A 21,591-nucleotide genomic window follows, 5' to 3' on the forward strand; every position below is an offset into this window, starting at 1 on the left:
GATTCACCTATTCTCAAAGGTTTTCCCGGTTTAACCATATATACTTCAGATCCATAAGGCTATGGTGCCCGCTGCAACACTGGTTCCGATCACTAAGCCTGCAAAGACATCGGATGGATAATGTAATCCCAGATAAATGCGTGAAAACCCGACAATACAGGCCAGTGGCAGCAGAATAACGGTCAAGGCAGGAAATGCTACCATATATGGGACCGTTGAAGCAAAGATAGCTGTAGTATGACCAGAAGGAAAAGAATGATCCTTTAATGGATTACGAAATGTGTTCGTATCCGGTAACGCCAGATAAGGCCGCATGCGTGGATACAGTTTCTTGGCGACAGCAACTGGCAAATGGCTAACAGCTAGAGCCGTCATTGCTTGCAGGCTAGCGGTTCTCCATGGCTGAGGAGCAAGTACCCATATCAATATGTTGATAACAATTGTGCTTGTAGCTCCACCCAAATGAGTGAGATAGAAGAGCCAAAAGTTCAGAAAACGATTATGCATTCGTCCGTTGATCCACTTAAAAAGGTGCCGCTCCCAGAGATGTAGCTTCATGAATAAATGTCTCATATCTTGTCCCTCCGCCAGTCGGCTACCAATAACAGGTGCTTATGAGCAGTCCGTTCTTTTGCATTAGATCTGTCTTAATCATACTTTTTAAAGGTAGTCCATTTCAAGGAAAAGCTCAGTTTTGCTAGAAATTTGCTAGTTTTGACTTAGAGCCGCTAACGCCGTACAATGATTCAAGCGGACTAAACATGTTTAAAAGGGTAAGAGATAAATAAGGATCCGAAATAATGGAATCCATACAATTCTTTTAAACAACACATATAAAAATTGTGAAGTCTGCCTAGAATAAGAATACTCTTGGTCTATTGTTAAGGGATGCAACAAAAGGGTCAGAAGGAACGTCAAGCAAACTAGAGAGAAAAAAAAGAACACCGAGAGTGAAAAAAGGGGGCATCAAAAGGTCATGACAGACGCACTGTTTGTTACGCTCCAAGTGATTTTGGCAGCAATCGCAGTATATCAGTTTACCTTTTCGTTATTTGGTCTGCACAAGAAAAAGACAAAGACAAAGTATAAGCCAGAAAAAACATTTGCAGTACTTGTTGCTGCACATAACGAGGAAGAAGTCGTCGGCGCGTTAATGGAGAACCTGAAGCAGCTTAACTATCCTTCAGAACTGTTTGACGTATTTGTAATTTGTGACAATTGTACAGATGGTACAGCTCGTATTGTTCGAGAGCACGGAATGAATGCTTGTGTCCGTACGAACCCGAATCTACGTGGTAAAGGTTATGCCATTGAATGGATGCTCAAGGAGCTTTGGAGCATGCCGCGTCAATATGACGCAGTTGTAATGTTTGATGCCGATAACCTGGCACATACTGAATTCCTAATGGAGATGAATAATGATCTTTGTTCAGGAGCGCGTGTTATTCAAGGTTATATTGATACCAAGAATCCAGAAGATTCCTGGATTACTGCAGCGTATGGTGTCTCGTATTGGTATATTAACCGTTTGTGGCAACTTTCACGCCATAATTTGAATATGGCGAACTTCCTTGGCGGAACAGGAATGTGTTTCGAGACCAATCTCCTTAAAGAGATGGGCTGGGGAGCTACAAGCTTGGTTGAGGATCTGGAGTTTACGATGCGCAGTGCATCACATGGTGTATATCCTAAGTTCAACTATGACGCAAAGGTATTTGATGAGAAGCCTCTAACTTTCAAGGCCTCTTCAAGACAGCGTCTGCGCTGGATGCAAGGACACTTCACTGTAGCTCGTCGTTATTTTTTCCCATTACTTTGGCAAAGTATTAAAGAACGTAGCTTAACGAAGTTTGACCTTGCTCTTTATGGAGCAAATGTGTACATTGTTTTGCTCACTTTCTTGATGACGGCGGTAATGTGGGTAGATATGGCTCTCTTTAACGGCCCGAATATCGCTAATATTTACGGAAGCTTGCCAGTTTGGCTCGGTTTCCTAGCGATCGGTTTGAATCTGGTGACCTTTGGGATCGCGATGGCTTTGGAGAAGGTTAAATTTAAGAAGGTGTACGCTTATCTGGTATTCTTCCCAATTTACCTGATCTCTTGGTATCCTATTACGTTCTATGCGTTCTTCACGCAGAACAACAAGCAGTGGAGCCATACCAAGCATACGCGTGTCGTAAGACTTGAAGAAGTGCAAAGCAAGCAGGTTTAAGACATTTCAGAATGTTGAATAAAAGAATTGACACTCCGTTTGGAGTGGTGTATAGTATTCAAGTACGCAAATCATAGGGATTGCAAGAAGAAGCACCTGCTTCTCACCTGACTGGCATATTCGCCGGCTGGTTTTGATCTCAATGCTTTATGAATGTTAATGTTCATGAACGTTGATCAAACACGGGGTGTCGGGTGTTACCGGCACCCCTTTTTTATGGAGTATGGCAGTAAAGTTGTTAAAAAGATCCGGAGGTGGAGAGTTATCAGTAAGGAACATATGATCAATGATGAAATTCGGGCCAAAGAGGTACGGTTGGTTGGTGCGGAAGGCGAACAAATCGGAATTAAACCGATCCGCGAAGCGTTGCAAATGGCGATCGATCTTAATCTAGATTTAGTCAATGTAGCACCGCAGGCTAAGCCGCCGGTATGCCGCATCATGGATTACGGCAAGTTCCGTTATGAAACGCAGAAGAAAGAGAAGGAAGCGCGTAAGAACCAGAAGATCGTTGATATCAAGGAAGTCTGGTTCCGTGCTAACATTGAGGAACATGATTATCAAACCAAGTTCCGCAATGTGATCAAGTTCTTGGGTGAAGGCGATAAAGTGAAGTGCTCCGTACGTTTCCGCGGACGTGAGATTACTCATGCGAATATCGGCCAGAAAATCCTCGAGCGTGTTAAAAACGAAGTGGCTGATATTTCTGTTGTTGAGCGCCAGCCTAAGCTGGAAGGCCGCAGCATGATTATGATTTTGGCTCCTAAAGCCCAATAAATATGGAGTCACTTGCTTATCTGCAATTTGGCGCCGCATAATATTCAAGGAGGAAACACCATGCCTAAGATGAAAACACATAGCAGCCTGAAAGGCCGCTTTAAAATTACCGGAACTGGTAAAGTAACACGTTACAAAGCTCACAAAAACCACTTGCTGTCCCACAAATCTAAACGCGCTAAGCGCGTTCTGAACGGTAATCCAGTAATGGCCCCTGGGGATGTAAGACGTTTGAAACAAGGATTGGCTAACTTGAAATAGTTTATCACACATTTTTGGGAGGTTTATTAATATGGCAAGAGTTAAGGGCGGATTTGTAGTTCGTCGTAGACATAAAAAAGTGTTGAAATTGGCAAAAGGTTATTTCGGTTCTAAACACCGCATTTTTAAAACAGCTAAAGAACAAGTAATGAAATCGATGGTTTACGCTTACCGCGACCGTCGTCAAACTAAACGTAACTTCCGCAGACTGTGGATCGTTCGTATTAATGCAGCAGCTCGTTTGAACGGTCTTTCTTACAGCAAACTTGTATACGGCCTGAAATTGGCTGGTGTAGAAGTTAACCGTAAGATGCTGGCTGATCTGGCTGTAAATGATCTTAACGCATTCAACTCCTTGGCTGGTATTGCTAAAGAGAAAATCAACGCGTAAGTGTTGTGACATAATAGAAAAGCACCGCCTGCGGGTTGCCCATGCAGCGGTGCTTTTTTGTGTGGTATGAAGTGTGCAACATGGCGAGAGAATTCTCTGCCGCAATAAAAATGAGAATAAAACTCTGCTTTAGGCAGAGTTATTCCCAGTATTTTATTGTATTGAGCTCAGCAGCAAGTTTTTTACTGATGGTTCTTCTCACTTTGCGCAACTCAGAACGTTCATTTGCTGATTCGTTGATCAGTTTTTCTTCGTCGGTCTCTGGGATAATGGCAGGAACCGGAGTTGGAGTGCCATCCTCCTCGACTGCGACAAAGGTGAGAAATGAAGTGGCGGCGACGGCGCGCTCACCAGTGTATAAATTTTCTGAAATGATCTTTACAAATACCTCTATGCTTGTACGCCCAGTCCAAGAAACAAAGGATTCGAAGCATACGGAGTCTGTAGGTCGAATGGGTCTTAAGAAGTCAACAGAGTCTGTAGAGGCTGTGACGACATTGGCACGGCAATGGCGCATAGCGGAGATGGAGGCTACTTCGTCAATGCCGCTCATGAGCTTGCCGCCAAATAATGTCTTGTGATTATTAACATCATTAGGGAAAACACGTCCGGTTTTGAAAACGCGGGATTCACGGCAATATTTAAAAGCCGGCATCGTTTGTGGATTTTTTTCATCGGTCATATCTGATAACTTCCTTTCAATGCAAATACTAAGCAATCATAATAATAGAAAACACATAAGTGTGCAATAATATTTGTATTGTGTTGGAATACTATACAAAGATAAATAAGGTTTTCTAACATCATTCAAACATGATGATAACACGTCGTGTCATGGAAAGCGGTTACTTACGAAAAAGTACAAATAATTATTGACCTGAGGTCATTTATGGACTGGATTTTAGATTTTATTGCAGTTATAATTTGATCTATGGAATGTCCAAGTAGAACACAGATGACATCCAATATTTTAAGGGGGATCACATTCAATGAAAAAAGTCTTCAAACTATCTCTTGTAATGATGCTGGCATTAACAGTTGTTTTGGCTGGTTGTGGAAACAACAACGCTAAGAATGCTGCAAATGGCGAGACGAATGCAGGAACAAATGGCGGAACAAATGCCGCAAAATCTGATTTCAAATTTGGTATGGTTACTGACATCGGTGGCGTAAACGATAAATCGTTTAACCAATCCGCATGGGAAGCACTACAAGCTCTTGAAAAAGAAACAGGTTCTTCCGTTAAATATTTGCAAAGTAAATCCAATGCTGACTATGAGCCAAACCTTAACCAATTCGTTAAGGATGGCTATAACTTGACTTGGGGTATTGGTTTTGATCTTGGCGACGCAATTAAGAAAGTTGCTGGTGAGAACGCCAACGCTAACTTGGCAATTATCGATAGCGTAGTAGAGGCTCCTAACGTAGCATCCGTTACTTTCTCTGAGAATGAAGGTTCCTTCTTGGTTGGTGTGGTTGCTGGTTTGACTACAAAAACTAACAAAGTAGCTTTTATTGGCGGTATGGAAAGCCCGGTAATCAAACGTTTTGAAGTAGGATTCAAAGCTGGTGTTGCGGCAGTTAAACCTGATGCAAAAGTTACTATTACTTATGCAGGTGCATACGACAAACCGGATACTGGTAAATCCCTTGCAGCTACATTGTATAACGATGGTAATGACATCATCTTCCCTGCTGCTGGTGCAACAGGAAATGGCGTCTTCAACGAAGCTAAATCCCGTAACAAAGCTGGCGGTGCTAAAGTATGGGTTATCGGTGTAGACAAAGACCAATCCATTGAATTTGGTACAGACGTAACTTTGACTTCTATGATCAAACGCGTTGACGAAGCTGTTAAGAAGGTTTCCAAAGAAGTAATCGATGGTACTTTCAAAGGTGGTACTACAACTGTTCTTGGTTTGAAAGACAATGGTGTAGGTATCTCTGATACATCTAAAGTTAACGTTTCTGAAGAGATTTTGGCTAAAGTTGAAGATTTCAAAAAACAAATCATTGATGGAACAATTACAGTTCCTACCGAGTAAGATCTCCCTTTTATTTATCGGATCACAATAAGAAATAAGCAATAAGGAATAAGGCCGGTTATGTGCTGGCCTTATTCCTTGTTAAAGCACTGGTTATGATAAGTTAGACACAGTTATACCGTCTTGAAAAGGGCGGTACATCCGTGTCTACATGGTAGTTATATATTCTGTGATGAGGGTGATTCCATGAGTGCTGCGGCTCCTGTCGTAGAGTTGAAGCAAATCACAAAACGATTTCCCGGTATTGTTGCTAACGATTCCATTAGTTTGACGTTAAAGAAGGGTGAGATTCTTGCACTGCTTGGTGAGAATGGTGCAGGTAAATCAACCCTAATGAATATCGTTTTTGGATTGTATCAACCGGATGAAGGAAGTATTGAAATCGACGGGAAACCGGTTGTAATTGATAATCCCAATAAAGCGATCGAGCTTGGTATTGGTATGGTGCATCAGCATTTCAAGCTCGTGGAGCCTTTTACGGTTACCGAGAATATTGTTCTTGGGATGGAACCGAAGAAAGGTCTTAAAATTGACTATAAATCCGCTGCGGAACAGGTTCGGAAGCTATCGGAGCAATATGGCCTGCAAGTGAATCCAAATGCCGTTATTCATGACATTTCTGTTGGTATGCAACAAAGGGTAGAAATTATGAAGACCCTGTACCGCGGAGCGGATATTCTCATATTTGATGAGCCGACTGCAGTACTTACGCCTCAAGAAATTACGGAATTGATGGCGATTATGAAGCGGCTTGTTGCAGAGGGAAAATCGATTATCCTGATTACGCATAAGCTTAAAGAAATTATGCAAATATCTGATCGGGTCACCATTATTAGACGAGGAAAAGTAATCGATACAGTAAATACCGCAGATACTAATCCGAATGAACTGGCTGAGAAGATGGTTGGACGCGGCGTAACCTTCAAGGTAGCTAAGAAGGCCCCTGAGGTTGGTGAAACTGTACTCGAGCTGAAGGATGTGAACAGTAAGAGTAAAGATGGCGTCTCGGTGCTCGACGGTCTTAGCTTTGATGTGAAAGCCGGAGAAATTCTCGGAATAGCCGGTGTAGATGGCAATGGACAGAGTGAACTGATTCAGGCCATTACGGGTCTGCGTAAAATTGATTCTGGTTCTATTCAGGTGTCCGGGAACGAGATTGCTAATTTATCCCCGCGCAAGATAACGGAGATGAATGTGTCTCATATTCCAGAAGACCGTCATAAGCATGGTTTGGTGCTTGACTTCTCAGTAAGTGAGAATATGGTTCTGGAAACTTACTATAAGAGTCCATATAACAAAAACGGCTTTATGCAAAATGATGTCATTGATAAGTATGCGGAAGGTCTTGTGGAGCAGTTTGATGTGCGTACACCTTCAATTCAGACCAAAGCACGTTCTTTATCCGGCGGAAATCAACAGAAAGCGATTATTGCTCGGGAAATAGATAAAGATCCGACATTACTTATTGCAGCACAACCAACACGCGGTCTAGATGTTGGGGCTATCGAGTTTGTTCAAAAGCAGCTCATTGCACAGCGTGACCAAGGAAAAGCTGTATTGCTCATTTCGTTTGAATTGGACGAGATTATGAATGTATCAGACAGAATTGCTGTTATCTATGAAGGCAAAATTGTCGGTGAAGTGTTCCCGCAGGATACGAATGACCAGGAACTGGGTCTTATGATGGCAGGCAGCTTGAAGCGGGGAGGTAAGGCAGTTGAATAAGTTCAAAAAAATCTTCACAACTGACAGCTATATCGTTCCTCTTGTCGCCATCGTACTTGGTTTTCTTGTGGGAGCAATAGTTATGCTTATGGGTGGTTATGATCCGATAACTGCTTACTCCGCACTGTTCTCACGTGTATTTGGTAACTTATACAACTTTGGTGAAGCCGTGCGCGAAATGACGCCATTAATGCTCACTGGTTTAGCCGTAGCCTTTGCATTTCGTTCAGGGATGTTTAATATCGGGGCAGATGGACAAGTGATGATTGGTATGACGGCTGCGACCGTGGTGGGTATTAAATTTGCAGCCTTGCCAGGATTCATCTTAGTTCCGCTTGCTGTTATTATAGCTGGGTTATGTGGAGGTCTGTGGGCTGGTATCGCCGGCTATTTGAAGGCTAAACGTGGGATTAATGAAGTTATTACCACAATCATGTTAAACTGGGTTGCTCTATACTTGTCGAATTATATTGTAAGAGCATTTCTATTACTTCCGGGACAGAATCGTTCCGAGGATATTCCAGCTTCTCTTTCCATGACATTCTTGAATTCGTTATTTGACAATGCACGTCTGCACTGGGGAACAGCTATCGCCCTTGCTGCAGCAGTATTCTTCTATGTCTACTTATGGAAGACTAAGCAAGGATATGAAATGCGTGCTGTTGGTTACAATCCTCATGCTGCCGAGTACGCAGGTATGAATGTTGGCCGTAACGTTGTAAAAGCAATGTTCATAAGCGGAGTGTTTGCAGGGTTGGCTGGAGCAGGAGAGGTACTGGGTGTATTCCATTATCAATCTGTGTTCGCGGCATCACCAGGATATGGATTTGATGGTATCGCAGTAGCTCTTCTTGGTTTAACACATCCACTTGGTGTTGTTCTAGCTGCGATTCTCTATGGTACGTTGACTTATGGTTCTGCGGGAATGAGTTTTGCTGCAGATGTTCCTCCGGAGCTTATTCGTATCGTTATAGGTTCAATCATATTCTTTATTGCGGCACAAGGGATTGTACGCTGGGTGCTTAAGCCCTTTTACTTCAAGCGCAAGAAAGAGAAGGTGTTATAGATGGATCTGCAGACGTTAGGTCAACTGCTTAATACAACGCTTGTTTTTTCCACAGCGCTTATTTTTGCCTCACTTGGCGGCATCTTCTCTGAACGCTCCGGTGTCGTAAATATTGGACTTGAAGGTTTGATGATGTTTGGTGCCTTTGCAGCAGCAGTAGGTGGTTATTATGCTCAAGATGCTGGGATGGGTGACTGGGCGCCTTGGATTGGCGTACTATGTGCTATGGCCGTCGGAGTACTTGGTTCACTGATTCATGCGGTTGCATCTATTACCTTTAAATCAGATCAGACGATCAGTGGTACGGTTATTAACTTTTTAGCCGCAGGTAGTACGCTTTACATGGTAAAGCTGCTATTTGATGGATCTGCTGAAACTCCGCTAATCGATGGATTTAACAAAGTTGCAATTCCTGGACTCTCCAAGATTCCAGTGATCGGTGAAGGGATATTCAATTCCTATCCGACCACTTATCTAGCCATCGTGCTGGTTATCGTTATTTATTTTGTTTTGTTTAAAACGCCATTTGGACTGCGTTTACGTGCAGTAGGTGAGCATCCTAGTGCTGCAGACACCCTAGGTGTCAAGGTTAACCGGATGAGATATATCGGTGTAATGCTTAGTGGATTGATGGCTGGTATCGGTGGCGCTACAATCACTCTAACTACAACCGGAACTTTTGGCCATAATACGATTTCTGGTCAAGGTTTTATCGCGATTGCAGCGATGATCTTTGGTAAATGGAATCCGCTCGGTGCCTTTGGTGCTGCGGTATTCTTCGGATTCTCCCAAGCGATTCGTAACTATGTTCAATTGTTTGAGTGGTCAAAAGATATCCCACAAGAGTTCATCTTTATGATCCCTTATGTATTGACAGTCATTGTGCTTGTAGCTGCTGTAGGTCGTTCCGCTGCTCCTAAGGCATTAGGTCAGCCTTACGATCCTGGTAAACGCTAGATCTTTTCGATTTTTTACTTATATCATTACGAAGCCGCATTTCCGGACTTTTTCCGGAAATGCGGCTTTTTTGGTTAGGGTCGATATGGATAAACATAAGAGGAGAGGGCAAGTGTACAGGCGAAGGTTCTTTTGTGCGAATAAACTGTTTTGAAGATGGTGGAAATCAGAGGTTTGCAAAACTTTTTGGAGGGGATATTATGACTAAACCAGTTACGAAAAAGCAGGTTATGAGGCTCATTGGCAAACAGATCATCGCTGTGAAAAAAGATGGCACACAGGTTACAGGAAAACTGCTTCGTGTATCAGGAAATCGTCTTATTTTGCAACGTGTAAGTGGTAAAAAAGTACAAACCAAAGCAATCATTCCATTAGTGTTGTTTGATTTGCTCGCCGTTGGTACTGCCCCTTATGCTTATGGTGGAGGTTATGGCGGTGGCTATGGCGGAGCTACACCTTATGGTGGCGGTTACGGATATGGAACTCCTTATGGAGGTTATGGGTACGGAGGCACACCATATCCACCTTTTGGATTTTTTTAAGTTCCGATAAGTGCTGCTTTGGCTAGGAGAATCGTTTCTCAAGCTCGTAACAAAAACTTAGCGATTGATAACGGGCTACGCTGTAGCCCAATTTTCGATAAAAGGCTAGCGCTGCTGCATTCCCTAGGTCGACGGATACCTTAGAACGATGACAACCGCGAGAAAGTGCAAATCTTTCTGCTCGATCCATGAGCATATTTCCCAAGTGTTTTCGCCGAGCATCTGGTGCAATGGCTAGCATATCGATGTAGAGTAAATCACCATGTAACAAAAAATGGACAAACCCGTTTGGATCGCTTTCATAGTCGGGACAGGTGACAAGGGTGATTCCGTGTCCCAGACGACGGGGCAAATCCTTTTTGATTTTAGTGATTTCAGTTTGCGGCAGATGAGATAATGGAACGAGCTGTCGCTCGATTAAATCAAAAATAACAACGTCATCCTGCTTCGGTCGACGATAACGAATCATAGAGCGTCCCCTTTCCACGCATTGTCGTACATCATATGTTGGGAGAAGGGCAGGCGTTCCGAGAGGGTAGAAGCAGGAGTTGTGACAATTTTAAAAATATGGGTATTGACTATCCGTGTTAGGAATCATATAATGTGTCTAAACATTTTAACGAACATACATGTATCGGCAATGATGAGGACGAAGTTTTAAGGGCTCTTTTGCTCAGAGAGTGTGAGGATTTGCTGCAACCTCCACCGGAATCCCTTATATACGAGCTCACCTCGGAGCTGTTTCCCTGAAAGGTTCACTGGCTAGAGTGGTGGAATTATTAGGGGGAATCGTTTAGTCCGCGTTACGGACTTCAGGTTACAGAGATTAGGGCCCTTGCCTACATCGATGGATTTTTGTATACCTGATAAGGCGTTGCATCGCGAGATGTAATGCAAACATGGGTGGTACCACGGAAGATCAACCTTTCGTCCCTCACGCGCTAATACTGTGCGTGGGAGGCGGAAGGTTTTTTTGTTTTATAAATAACTATTTGCTGATGTATAGAGGACGGTCCGTCATTTGCATAATGAATGTTAAATATCGGAGGAGGAATACTGATGAGCGCGCAAATACCGGAATTACGGTCTACAGAGCAGCTAAAAGAAAAATGGATGGAGCCGGAAGTTATTACCGGTTCGGAAATACTACTCCGCAGCCTTGTATTGGAGGGTGTAGACACAGTATTCGGATATCCAGGTGGAGCTGTTTTGTACATCTATGATGCATTGTACGGTTTTACGGATTTCAATCACGTGTTAACACGTCATGAGCAAGGTGCGATTCATGCAGCTGACGGTTACGCTAGAGCAAGTGGCAAACCAGGGGTATGTATCGCAACCTCGGGTCCTGGCGCAACAAACCTTGTAACAGGTATTGCTACAGCATATATGGACTCTACTCCATTGGTCGTAATCACAGGTAATGTTTTCTCAAGCCTGATCGGTACAGATGCTTTCCAGGAAGCAGACATTACCGGAATCACGATGCCCATCACTAAGCACAGCTACTTTGTAAGAGATGTTGAGGATCTCCCTCGCGTCATACATGAAGCTTTCCATGTGGCGAATACCGGTCGTAAAGGTCCAGTATTGATTGATATACCGAAAGATGTGTCGGCTGCAAAGACATTGTTCACACCAGTGAAGACCGTAAATCTTCGTGGCTACAACCCTTGTACAGTTCCAAACAAACTGCAGCTTGATAAACTGGTTCGTGCGATTGAGGTTGCTGAACGTCCGATTATCATTGCAGGTGGTGGAGTTATCTACTCCGGAGCACATGAGGCTATGTTCGAATTCGTGAAACGGACAGAGATTCCAATAACTACAACCTTGCTGGGACTCGGAGCCTTCCCAAGTGCTGAAGAGCTTTGGATGGGAATGCCAGGGATGCATGGCACATATACCGCAAATAATGCAATTCAGCAATGCGATTTGCTCATTAATATTGGTGCTCGCTTTGATGACCGTGTTACGGGTAGGCTGGACGGCTTCGCGCCAAAAGCCAAGATCGTGCATATCGATATCGACCCTGCAGAAATCGGAAAGAATGTATCACCTGATATTCCGATTGTAGGAGATGTGAAAACTGTACTGGAAATGCTGATTCCTGAGGTTGGGCGTGCATCTAAGGCTGATGCTTGGAGAACGCATATCGCGCAGTCAAAGCTTGATCAGCCACTTCGGTATAAAGATTCGGAGACCGAGCTTAAACCACAATGGGTTATTGAAATGATTAATGACACCACTAATGGGGAAGCGATTGTTACTACGGACGTTGGCCAGCATCAAATGTGGGCAGCACAATATTACAAGTTCAATCATCCGCGCTCATGGATTACTTCAGGTGGTCTTGGAACGATGGGCTTCGGATTCCCATCAGCTATCGGTGCGCAAATGGCACATCCTGAACGGTTGGTAGTATCGATTAACGGAGATGGCGGTATGCAAATGTGTTCCCAAGAGCTGGCGATTTGTGCGATTAACAATATACCTGTCAAAATCGTTGTTATTAATAACCAAGTGCTTGGAATGGTTCGCCAATGGCAGAATCTTATCTATGACAAACGTTATAGCTATACAGACCTTGCAGGTAGTCCGGATTTCGTTAAGCTTGCTGAGGCCTATGGTGTGAAAGGTCTACGTGCGACGAATAAGGAAGAAGCACGTGATGCATGGCAGAAAGCTCTGGAAACACCGGGTCCAGTATTGGTAGAATTCGTTGTTCCAAAAGACGAGAATGTCTACCCGATGGTAACTCAAGGTTCAACCATCGATCATATGCTGATGGGGGATGAATAACAGTGACAAGACATACGATTTCTGTACTCGTAAATGACCAGCCAGGTGTGCTTCAGCGGGTGTCAGGCTTGTTCGGTCGCCGCGGATTTAATATTGAGAGTATTACAGTAGGTCAGTCCGAAGAGGTTGGATTATCCCGGATGGTTATCGTTACTCTTGGCGACCAGCATACCCTTGAACAAATTGAGAAGCAGCTCTATAAGCTAATTGATGTTATCAAAGTTGTTGATCTTGGAGCTAAGCCAATGGTTGCACGCGAGCTCGCTCTCATTAAAGTGAATGCTGATCCAAGTGAGCGTCCGGAAATTTTGGGTGTAGTTGAGACTTTCCGTGCTTCAGTGGTTGATATCGGCAGCACCACTATACTGGTGCAAGTAGTTGGGGAGACACAGAAAATTGATGCAATGATCGAGCTTTTGAAACCTTATGGAATTAGAGAGCTTTCTCGCACAGGTGTTACGGCTATGGTACGTGGTAACTCTTAAGTATTATATTTTACGACTTTAATGGATTACTGCTTGATTGCATTAATCTGATATGATATGAATGAACTTCCCGCTAAAGAGCGGGAGCTTGAAGAGGAGCTTGATAAGGTATGAATCCAGTTCTCTTGAAGCACCCGCTCTTTATGATGGGTCTCAAATTAAAGGAGGATATTGACAATGGCAGTTACAACGTACTATGAACAGGATGCAGAACTTAGTGTATTAAAAGGAAAGACAATTGCGGTAATCGGGTACGGTAGCCAAGGACATGCCCAAGCACAGAATCTTCGTGACAGTGGTCTTCAAGTTGTCATCGGTCTTCGTGAAGGTAAATCTTTCGAAACTGCAAAAAATGACGGTTTTGAAGTATTGCCAGTAGCTGAAGCAGTATCCCGTGCAGATGTTGTGCAAATCTTAATGCCAGACGAAACTCAAGCATCCGTATATAAAAATGAAGTGGAACCAAACCTTAAAAAAGGCGCAGCTTTGATGTTCTCCCACGGCTTTAACGTACACTTTGGACAAATCGTTGCTCCTAAAGATGCGGACGTGCTGCTCGTAGCACCAAAATCTCCAGGTCACATGGTTCGTCGTACTTATGTTGAAGGCTTTGGCGTTCCTGGCTTGATTGCTATCGAACAAGATGCAACTGGAAAAGCTAAAGAAATCGGTCTTGCTTATGCAAAAGGTATCGGCTGTACACGTGCAGGGGTTATCGAAACTTCTTTCCGTGAAGAAACCGAAACTGACTTGTTCGGTGAGCAAGCTGTACTTTGCGGTGGCGTATCTGCACTGATCAAAGCTGGATTCGAAACATTGACTGAAGCAGGCTATGCTCCTGAAATGGCTTACTTCGAATGTCTGCATGAACTGAAGCTGATCGTTGACATGGTATATGAAGGCGGATTGTCCAGCATGCGTGATTCCATCAGTAACACTGCTGAATACGGTGACTATGTAACTGGTCCTCGCATTGTAACTGAAGATACTAAAAAAGCAATGAAAGCTGTACTGACGGATATCCAAGAAGGTAAATTCGCTCGCGACTTCATCCTTGAGAACCAATCCGGACGTGCTTTCCTTACAGCTACTCGTCGCAACGAAGCTGCTCACCCAGTTGAAGTTGTAGGTAGCCAATTGCGTGAAATGATGCACTGGATTAAGAAGTAATCATATATACTTATGATTAAATAGTGTGACCTTCAAATGCGGCCGTGACTATGCGAGCCGCATTTGAGGGTTTTAGCACAATCTTTGGGAGGTGCTTTGCATGCGGAAAATTTATGTGTTCGATACGACGCTGCGAGACGGAGAGCAGTCGCCGGGTGTGAACCTTAACACGCGTGAAAAAGTAGAGATCGCCTACCAGCTGGAAAAGCTGGGGATTGACCGCATGGAAGCGGGCTTTCCTGCTGCTTCACCAGGTGACCTGGCTTCGGTAAATGCAGTTGCAAGAGCAGTAAAGAACGTCACCGTAATCGGTCTTTCTCGTTCTAGAGAGACAGATATTGATGCAGTAAAAGAAGCATTGCAGGGGGCACAGGACCCTTGCATTCATATTTTTCTAGCCACATCTCCTATTCACCGCCAGCATAAGCTACGGATGGATAAAGCTCAGGTGCTGGAAACTGCACAATCTGCTATCCGATATGCCAAGAAATATTTCCCTAAACTTGAGTTTTCGTTAGAAGACGCAGGTCGTACAGAGTATGATTTCATGGCTGAAATGGTCGGAATGGCTATCCGAGAAGGCGCTAATGTTGTTAATATCCCGGATACTGTAGGTTATCTGAATCCTTCTGAATATGGAGCTATTTTTAAATACTTAAAAGAAAATGTGCCTGATATTGAACGTGTACAGCTTAGTGCTCATTGTCATAACGACCTTGGCATGGCTACGGCCAATACGCTAGCCGCGATTCAGAATGGTGCAGATCAGATTGAAGGAACGATTAACGGTATTGGTGAACGTGCTGGAAACACAGCGATTGAAGAAGTTGCATTGGCGCTGGAGACACGTGCTGAATTTTTTGGCGCAAAAACTTCTTTAACGTTATCCGAGATTTCTCGTACAAGTCGCTTGGTCAGCAAGTTGACAGGTATGGTAGTCCCAGGGAATAAGGCGATTGTAGGAGCTAATGCATTTGCTCATGAATCGGGTATTCACCAGGACGGAATGCTGAAAGAGAAAACCACTTATGAGATCATGACACCGGAGACCATAGGACTTAAAGAGAGCAAGCTGGTACTTGGTAAGCACTCTGGACGCCATGCTTTCCGCGATAAGTTAAGTGATCTAGGATATAATTTATCCGAAGCTGAGCTTAATACAGCCTTTTCAAGGTTTAAGGACTTGGCCGATAAGAAAAAAGAAGTGTCTGATGAAGATATTTTGGCATTGATTGAAGAGAAACTAATCGATACGCCAGAAATATTCAGACTTCAGACGATTTTCGTTACTTACGGCAATAAAGCTGTTCCAGCCGCCAAGGTGATTATCGATGGTCCGGAAGCGGAACCTATTGTAGCAGAGGCAGAAGGTAATGGTTCGGTAGATGCCATCTACAATGCTATTGATAAAGCCACGGGTGAGGAAGTTACCCTTGGAGATTATTCCATTAAATCCGTCTCCCGTGGTAAAGATGCACAGGGTGAGGTTCATGTAGTACTGTCGCAGGGTGAAGTCGCTGCACAGGGCCGTGGCCTTAGCACCGATATTCTAGAGGCGAGTGCCCGCGCTTATATCGATGCACTTAACAAGCTTCTGGAGAAGCGTAAAACTTACACCAAACGTGATCACGCTAGTCTATAAAATGTACAATGTATTTTTTATTTTTTCTAAGTAGTATTACTCTACTATTAACATCTAGATGAGTAAGCATTAGATACGACAGGGATATGCGAGTTTACATCGCATATCCCTGTTTTTTTATTTGGAAGAAAAAGTATGGAAAAGACTTCTACTGGACTCTGTTCAGATTATGTATAGATACACTATTTACAATAGATGAATGTAAGTATGGCGATTAGTAGAAGGAGAAAAGATCAAGGAGGTCATTATAGAGGATAAGAGTACTGGATCCAAAGGATAGAGCTTGTGAAAAGTATAATAAAAGGGTGAAAAAGGAGGAAATCACGAAATGTTATCAAAAAAGAAAATAAGCGCATGGCTCATAGTATTATTACTTGTGACGCAATGGGCGTATAGCTTTGGCTTCGGGTTTAATACGCAGGCATATGCGAGTGGGAATGGTACTGTGATTGGAGATAATCTCATTACTAGTGTTACGCTTGCAGTATACACCGATGATAAATACACAAATACGGTTACGGAAAGCGTATATCAGCTTGATTCCTATTCGGAATTAAACTATACATGGGCAATTTCAGATGGGCATGGGTATAAGGAGGGTTCTACCTTTACGTTTGACCTTCCAACACAGTTTGAACTTTATAATGATTTGAATGGTAATCTTATTTTTGACGATGAGCCTGTAGGGACTTATACAGTCGACAAAAATACCAATAAAGTTGTATTCACATTTAACAAATATATTGAATCCCACGATCAAGTGGGGGGCACCTTTACAGTTAGGTCGCTACTGAGCTCCAAAAAGATTACAGGCTCTGCGAAGCAGACAATAATATTCCCAATTCAGGGAGGAACTCAAACCATTGAGCTTAATTTTAAGCCAAAGGTTAGCTCAACGATAGAAAAAAACGGTTCACCGAAGCCACAGTATTATAACCCAACAAGCATCGCTTGGACGGTTGATGTGAACAAGGTTCTGGATAGTGTTTACAATGCAGAGGTTACAGACAAGCTTCCTTTGGGATTGTCTTTAAATACCGTATCTATTGTGGTCTATGAGCTTGATGTGAAAATAGATGGACAAGTGAGTCAAGGAAATGTAGTAGATAGCAGTAAGTATGATGTGACAGATTCAACTGGGGCAGAATTAAAGTTGAAATTTAAAGACAACCCAATCACAAAGGCATACCGCATTGGCTTCTCAACGGATATTACCGGTACGGGTGTGGATAGTACTGCATTTACGAACGAAGCTGTCTTAAAGGGTGATGGAGGAATATCCAAGAAGGCTAGTACTACAGTTACAGTTGGGCGCGGCAAGCCGCTGTCGAAAGAGTCCACTGGATACGATGCGGCAACTCAGACGCTTTCCTGGGCTGTTAATTTCAATTACAATGAGAAAACAATTTTAGCGGCGAATGCTATTTTAAAGGATACGTTTAACAACTCCCAAGATCTAATCCCTACCTCTGTTAAAGTCTATCCAGTAACGATTGACAGCAAGGGTAAAGGGATCAAGAGCGCGGAAATTGCTTCAAGCGAATATACGGTAACGCCAACAACTGCAACGGGGTTAAATGGCTTTGATCTGAAATTCAACAATGATATAAGTTCTGCCTATCGAATTGAATATCAGACAAAAGCAAATGGTCGTATATATGATGATGCCCAAATTACGAACAAGATTACTTATGATGGAAAATCGGAAACTGTAAAACGTGATATTAAACAGCAAATTCTTCATAAGAATTATGGCAATGTTAATTATGCGACAAAGACCATTGATTGGACTATTCAAATTAATGATGACAGCAAGACTATGGAAAATTTAGTGGTGACCGATACTTTTGGCAATGCGGGATTAACGCTTATCCCGGGCACATTAAAGGTTAAACCGACCAAAGGTGGAACTGCTACCGTTCATACTGTTGTTTACAATGATCATAATCCGGCTGCAGTGAACGATGGGTTTGTGATTACTTTTGATGGTTCAATTAATGAGCCTTACACTATTACCTATACAACAAGCTTTAACTATGATTGGCTGGCTTCGGGCAAAACACAATTTTCAAATAAAGGCGCACTCGATTGGAAAGAAACGGTGAACGGGGTACAGGAGTCAAAGCATAAAGAAGTGACCGTAACCTTTAATTCAAGAGATGAAGTTAAAAACAATGGGAAAAAGAGTGGGTCCTACAATGCTGTAACCAAAGAGATCACTTGGAATATTGGTGCCAACTATAATCAGAAAACGTTAAGCCAAGCTCAACTGGTAGATACTATTTCGGCTGGCCAAGTCGTCAACGAGGATTCTGTAAAAGTTTATAAATGGGAATATGGGAAGGATGGTGATCCCTCTCCTCAAGCTAATGTGAATTCCGCTGATTATAATGTGAAGTTGAATGGTAATGAGCTGAAGGTGACATTTAATAAAACCATTAATTATGCGTTCTACGTCACTTTCAAAACTACATTCGCTGATCAAGCGATTGATTCAAATGAAATTAAAAATACAGCTATATTATATGACAGCACGAAAGTAGAATCCGCAAAACTGGAAGCCACTGTTAGCATTCCACAAGGTGGGGAATATGTTAATAAAGGCGGCGATCAGGACGGCAATAAAATACATTGGACCGTTAACATCAACCGTAACCAATCTTTTGTAAAAGAAGCGGTAATTACAGATATTCCGAGCGATAATCAGATCCTACTGTCTAATACTTTTCATGTCTATAAAACGACTGTTAAAGCTGATGGGACTATAACTGCAACCAATCAAGAGTTGATCAAAGATAAGGATTATAAGCTGGAGATTACTGCGGATATCAATGGAAAGGAAAGCTTTGAGCTTAGCTTCCTAAAGGATATTTCGGAGGCTTATATTCTGAAATATGACTCCCTGATTACAGCACAGAACAATGATAAAGTAACCAATAAGGTTAGTTTTGATGGTAAGAACATTAAGGTAATAACAAATGAAAGTACCAAGGAAATTACAGTTAAGCTTTCCAGCGGTTCTGGCACAGGAAGTGGTGTAAGAGGACCGCTGACGATTACGAAAGTAGACTTTAATAATTCTGCAAAGCTACTAAGTGGTGCTACGTTTGATCTATATCGCGTTGTTGACAACGATAAGGTCTGGATAAAGGACGGTACTACGGATATAAATGGGATAATCGAATTTACCAAGCTAACCGGTGGGAAATATGTAGTGATTGAGAAAACAGCACCTGTGGGTTATGTTCTTGATCAAACACCACATGAAGTGACTATTGCCTTGACGACCGGGATAAGTCTTGAGGTAAAGAATAAAGTTCCAACACCAACAGCAACACCCGCTCCGACAGTAACACCGGTGCCGACGGTTGCACCGACACCAACACTAACGCCGACACCGACACCGACGCCGACGTCGACACCAACACCAACACCGACGCCGACGCCGACACCAACACCGACGCCGACACCAACACCGACGACAACACCAACACCGACGCCGACGCCGACGCCGACGTCGACACCAACAGCGACGCCGACAACAACGCCGACGTCGACACCAACACCGACGACAACACCGACACCAACAACAACGCCGACGGAAACGCCTGTGTCGACAGTAACACCGACGTTGACACCAGACAATCCAACGTTTCCTGTATCGACTTCGACGCCAGTGCCTGGAGTCATCGTTACGGCTACTCCATCCGCAACACCTGTGGTGGCAACGCCAACTGCAACACCAACTGTAACACCAACTGTAACACCAACTGTAACACCAACAGCAACTCCATCTATCACGTCGGTGCCAACTAATACACCTGTTGTTCCACAGCCAACACCACCTGTACAGAAGGAGACTACTACTGAAGAAGTTCCTCTTGAAGGTGAAATTCCACTAGGTGGATTACCAAGTATCGGTGATAAGCCTGATCATGGTAAGGTGACCATTACTAAAGATGGCAAGTGGGTATATACACCAGACCCAGGCTTCATTGGGAAAGACAAGTTCACGATCATTGTGACAGATGAGAATGGAAATGAAGAAGAAATCGAGATTGAGATTGATGTTGAGGAAGTACCGAAAGGTACAGTGAAAGAACCAGGGGATAACAGCAATAAACCAACTCAGCTTCCGAAGACGGGAGAAGACAGCGCGCTACCTATTTACTTAGTAGGTGGAAGTCTAGTCCTTGTGGGATTTGTGTTAGCTCGAAGATTTAAACGAAGTAATTAATATATCGTAATGACAAGGGGGCTGGCCCAAAAGTAGATTTTCTACGAGCGGCGACAGGCGGAACTCAACTCCCATAGGATAAAGGTTAACGAAGTAAGGCTCCTCCTGTTATTGGGGGAGCCTTGCTTTTTATTTTGGTCTATGGCTGCGCGCTTCATAACCTTCTTCGAAGTGAACCTTGACGAAAAGGCGGTTTTCGCTCATTATTCGTAATGTAGCGCCAGCGACACTATTAAGCATATATTTTTTCAAAAATAGGTAAGCGCTATCATAAAATGCGCTGGGAGATGATACCATGGAATTTATGTATTTAGGAACTGGAGCAAGCGAGGGTTATCCAGCTTTATTTTGTCAATGTGAACGTTGTTCTATGGCGATGGAGCTTGGTGGGAAAAATATTCGTGCTCGCACAGGAGCGCTTATTAACTCTGATTTGCTGCTGGATTTCTCACCTGACATGTATATGAATAAGCTTCGTTACAAATTGGATTTGGGGCAAGTTAATCATTTGATTGTTACGCATTCGCATACTGATCATTTTGCAGCAGCAGAGCTCATGATGAGGCATGAGCATTGGTATTGTCAGCTGCAGGAGAGTGGAAAAAAAATACATATTTACGGAAATGAAACGGTAGAAGAAACGATGAAGTCAGCTCTTCGCTATGATTATGGAACCGATACGATTGAAGATCCTTTTTACGAGTTTCATATCATACAGCCTTTCATGCCCTTCACTCTAGGAGAAGTGACAGTAACCGCATTGCCAGCCCATCACAAGCCGGATGAACATTGCTTTATCTATCTACTAGAGCAGAATAACACAAGATTCTTATACGGCAATGATAGCGGTGTATTCAGTGATGTAACCTTCAATTATCTCCGTGATAAGCACCTGGATGTTGTTAGTCTGGATTGTAATTATGGGCTAGAGGATAGATATGATTATCATATGGGGATCTCCGGTTGTCGGATTGTAAGAGAAAAATTGTTTGACCAAAATAGTTGTGATACTAGTACCTCATTTATTCTCACTCATTTCTCTCACTACAGCGCAGAGTTGCATGATACTTTAGTTAAGAATACAGCAGAGGAGAATTTCATCATTTCCTATGATGGGATGAAAGTCTTCTTAGCATGACATGATGATGGTCTATCTCTAATTAAAAAAATAGTCATTACCCGTAAAATCCTCCCTTGAGGAAAGGACTACTTTACGGGTCTTTTTTATAGCTTTAAGCGAAATTATAGAAGCCATCTAACTTATTACAGGCTCAGA

The 21,591-nt window shown here is 43.1% G+C and carries 18 protein-coding genes; 15 read left to right on the top strand and 3 right to left on the bottom strand.

The features are described from left to right. Window positions 1–45 precede the first annotated feature (45 nt). Window positions 46–573 carry a phosphatase PAP2 family protein gene (locus CA600_RS09310; RefSeq protein WP_094869935.1) on the bottom strand — a complete coding sequence of 176 codons (528 nt, stop codon included), beginning with the start codon at window positions 571–573 and terminating at the stop codon, window positions 46–48. A gap of 403 nt (window positions 574–976) precedes the next feature. On the opposite strand from CA600_RS09310, the gene CA600_RS09315 reads away from it, so the two are divergent. From CA600_RS09315 to rplT, 4 genes are all read left to right on the top strand, one after another. After that, window positions 977–2,215 (top strand): glycosyltransferase family 2 protein, encoded by a 1,239-nt coding sequence (locus CA600_RS09315; protein WP_094869936.1) that lies wholly within the window; start codon window positions 977–979, stop codon window positions 2,213–2,215. A gap of 279 nt (window positions 2,216–2,494) precedes the next feature. Beyond that, window positions 2,495–2,992 carry a translation initiation factor IF-3 gene (gene infC, locus CA600_RS09320; protein WP_042125071.1) on the top strand — a complete coding sequence of 166 codons (498 nt, stop codon included), beginning with the start codon at window positions 2,495–2,497 and terminating at the stop codon, window positions 2,990–2,992. A gap of 60 nt (window positions 2,993–3,052) precedes the next feature. Next, the gene (gene rpmI / locus CA600_RS09325; RefSeq protein WP_036679507.1) at window positions 3,053–3,253 is read left to right on the top strand and encodes a 50S ribosomal protein L35; all 201 of its coding nucleotides are present in this window, start codon (window positions 3,053–3,055) and stop codon (window positions 3,251–3,253) included. A gap of 31 nt (window positions 3,254–3,284) precedes the next feature. After that, complete coding sequence (gene rplT / locus CA600_RS09330; protein WP_042125073.1) at window positions 3,285–3,644, top strand: 50S ribosomal protein L20; 360 nt, start codon at window positions 3,285–3,287, stop codon at window positions 3,642–3,644. Between the two features lie 139 nt (window positions 3,645–3,783). Here rplT and CA600_RS09335 read toward each other — a convergent pair whose 3' ends face one another. Next, a complete protein-coding gene (locus tag CA600_RS09335) occupies window positions 3,784–4,326 on the bottom strand; it encodes an acyl-CoA thioesterase (RefSeq protein ID WP_256989794.1) in 543 nt (180 codons plus the stop codon). Window positions 4,327–4,633: 307 nt separating this feature from the next. On the opposite strand from CA600_RS09335, the gene CA600_RS09340 reads away from it, so the two are divergent. The 5 genes from CA600_RS09340 (at window position 4,634) to CA600_RS09360 (ending at window position 9,979) form a co-directional block, all read left to right on the top strand. Next, complete coding sequence (locus CA600_RS09340) at window positions 4,634–5,689, top strand: BMP family lipoprotein (RefSeq protein ID WP_094869938.1); 1,056 nt, start codon at window positions 4,634–4,636, stop codon at window positions 5,687–5,689. Window positions 5,690–5,875: 186 nt separating this feature from the next. Next, on the top strand, window positions 5,876–7,414 hold the full coding sequence (locus tag CA600_RS09345) for an ABC transporter ATP-binding protein (protein ID WP_094869939.1): 1,539 nt from the start codon (window positions 5,876–5,878) through the stop codon (window positions 7,412–7,414). Further along, window positions 7,407–8,480 carry an ABC transporter permease gene (locus CA600_RS09350; RefSeq protein ID WP_042125082.1) on the top strand — a complete coding sequence of 358 codons (1,074 nt, stop codon included), beginning with the start codon at window positions 7,407–7,409 and terminating at the stop codon, window positions 8,478–8,480. Before CA600_RS09345 ends, CA600_RS09350 begins: the two co-directional genes overlap by 8 nt. After that, window positions 8,481–9,437: an ABC transporter permease gene (locus CA600_RS09355; RefSeq protein ID WP_094869940.1), complete on the top strand. Its 957-nt coding sequence runs from the start codon at window positions 8,481–8,483 to the stop codon at window positions 9,435–9,437. Window positions 9,438–9,637: 200 nt separating this feature from the next. Continuing rightward, on the top strand, window positions 9,638–9,979 hold the full coding sequence (locus tag CA600_RS09360) for a hypothetical protein (protein ID WP_094869941.1): 342 nt from the start codon (window positions 9,638–9,640) through the stop codon (window positions 9,977–9,979). Between the two features lie 22 nt (window positions 9,980–10,001). On the opposite strand, the gene CA600_RS09365 is transcribed toward CA600_RS09360, so the two are convergent. Beyond that, window positions 10,002–10,448 (bottom strand): GNAT family N-acetyltransferase, encoded by a 447-nt coding sequence (locus tag CA600_RS09365; RefSeq protein WP_042125089.1) that lies wholly within the window; start codon window positions 10,446–10,448, stop codon window positions 10,002–10,004. 590 nt (window positions 10,449–11,038) lie between these two features. Here CA600_RS09365 and ilvB point away from each other — a divergent pair. From ilvB to CA600_RS09395, 6 genes are all read left to right on the top strand, one after another. Beyond that, complete coding sequence (ilvB, locus tag CA600_RS09370; RefSeq protein ID WP_042125091.1) at window positions 11,039–12,781, top strand: biosynthetic-type acetolactate synthase large subunit; 1,743 nt, start codon at window positions 11,039–11,041, stop codon at window positions 12,779–12,781. Beyond that, window positions 12,778–13,266 (top strand): acetolactate synthase small subunit, encoded by a 489-nt coding sequence (ilvN, locus tag CA600_RS09375; RefSeq protein WP_170880323.1) that lies wholly within the window; start codon window positions 12,778–12,780, stop codon window positions 13,264–13,266. Before ilvB ends, ilvN begins: the two co-directional genes overlap by 4 nt. 177 nt (window positions 13,267–13,443) lie before the next feature. Beyond that, complete coding sequence (gene ilvC, locus CA600_RS09380) at window positions 13,444–14,436, top strand: ketol-acid reductoisomerase (protein WP_036679485.1); 993 nt, start codon at window positions 13,444–13,446, stop codon at window positions 14,434–14,436. 100 nt (window positions 14,437–14,536) lie between these two features. Beyond that, on the top strand, window positions 14,537–16,078 hold the full coding sequence (locus tag CA600_RS09385) for a 2-isopropylmalate synthase (protein ID WP_094869942.1): 1,542 nt from the start codon (window positions 14,537–14,539) through the stop codon (window positions 16,076–16,078). A 328-nt stretch (window positions 16,079–16,406) separates the two neighbouring features. Then, on the top strand, window positions 16,407–20,315 hold the full coding sequence (locus CA600_RS09390; protein ID WP_094869943.1) for a collagen binding domain-containing protein: 3,909 nt from the start codon (window positions 16,407–16,409) through the stop codon (window positions 20,313–20,315). A 295-nt stretch (window positions 20,316–20,610) separates the two neighbouring features. Continuing rightward, window positions 20,611–21,453 carry an MBL fold metallo-hydrolase gene (locus CA600_RS09395; protein WP_094869944.1) on the top strand — a complete coding sequence of 281 codons (843 nt, stop codon included), beginning with the start codon at window positions 20,611–20,613 and terminating at the stop codon, window positions 21,451–21,453. The last annotated feature ends 138 nt before the right edge of the window (window positions 21,454–21,591 follow it).

Origin of the sequence: Paenibacillus sp. VTT E-133280, assembly GCF_002264385.1 — a bacterium.
Taxonomy (GTDB): domain Bacteria; phylum Bacillota; class Bacilli; order Paenibacillales; family Paenibacillaceae; genus Paenibacillus_AQ; species Paenibacillus_AQ nitricinens.

Coding starts and splice junctions, on each gene's coding strand:
- CA600_RS09310 (WP_094869935.1), bottom strand. CDS start 573: ATGAGACATTTATTCATGAAGCTACATCTCTGGGAGCGGCACCTTTTT.
- CA600_RS09315 (WP_094869936.1), top strand. CDS start 977: ATGACAGACGCACTGTTTGTTACGCTCCAAGTGATTTTGGCAGCAATC.
- infC (WP_042125071.1), top strand. CDS start 2,495: ATGATCAATGATGAAATTCGGGCCAAAGAGGTACGGTTGGTTGGTGCG.
- rpmI (WP_036679507.1), top strand. CDS start 3,053: ATGCCTAAGATGAAAACACATAGCAGCCTGAAAGGCCGCTTTAAAATT.
- rplT (WP_042125073.1), top strand. CDS start 3,285: ATGGCAAGAGTTAAGGGCGGATTTGTAGTTCGTCGTAGACATAAAAAA.
- CA600_RS09335 (WP_256989794.1), bottom strand. CDS start 4,326: ATGACCGATGAAAAAAATCCACAAACGATGCCGGCTTTTAAATATTGC.
- CA600_RS09340 (WP_094869938.1), top strand. CDS start 4,634: ATGAAAAAAGTCTTCAAACTATCTCTTGTAATGATGCTGGCATTAACA.
- CA600_RS09345 (WP_094869939.1), top strand. CDS start 5,876: ATGAGTGCTGCGGCTCCTGTCGTAGAGTTGAAGCAAATCACAAAACGA.
- CA600_RS09355 (WP_094869940.1), top strand. CDS start 8,481: ATGGATCTGCAGACGTTAGGTCAACTGCTTAATACAACGCTTGTTTTT.
- CA600_RS09360 (WP_094869941.1), top strand. CDS start 9,638: ATGACTAAACCAGTTACGAAAAAGCAGGTTATGAGGCTCATTGGCAAA.
- CA600_RS09365 (WP_042125089.1), bottom strand. CDS start 10,448: ATGATTCGTTATCGTCGACCGAAGCAGGATGACGTTGTTATTTTTGAT.
- ilvB (WP_042125091.1), top strand. CDS start 11,039: ATGAGCGCGCAAATACCGGAATTACGGTCTACAGAGCAGCTAAAAGAA.
- ilvC (WP_036679485.1), top strand. CDS start 13,444: ATGGCAGTTACAACGTACTATGAACAGGATGCAGAACTTAGTGTATTA.
- CA600_RS09385 (WP_094869942.1), top strand. CDS start 14,537: ATGCGGAAAATTTATGTGTTCGATACGACGCTGCGAGACGGAGAGCAG.
- CA600_RS09390 (WP_094869943.1), top strand. CDS start 16,407: ATGTTATCAAAAAAGAAAATAAGCGCATGGCTCATAGTATTATTACTT.
- CA600_RS09395 (WP_094869944.1), top strand. CDS start 20,611: ATGGAATTTATGTATTTAGGAACTGGAGCAAGCGAGGGTTATCCAGCT.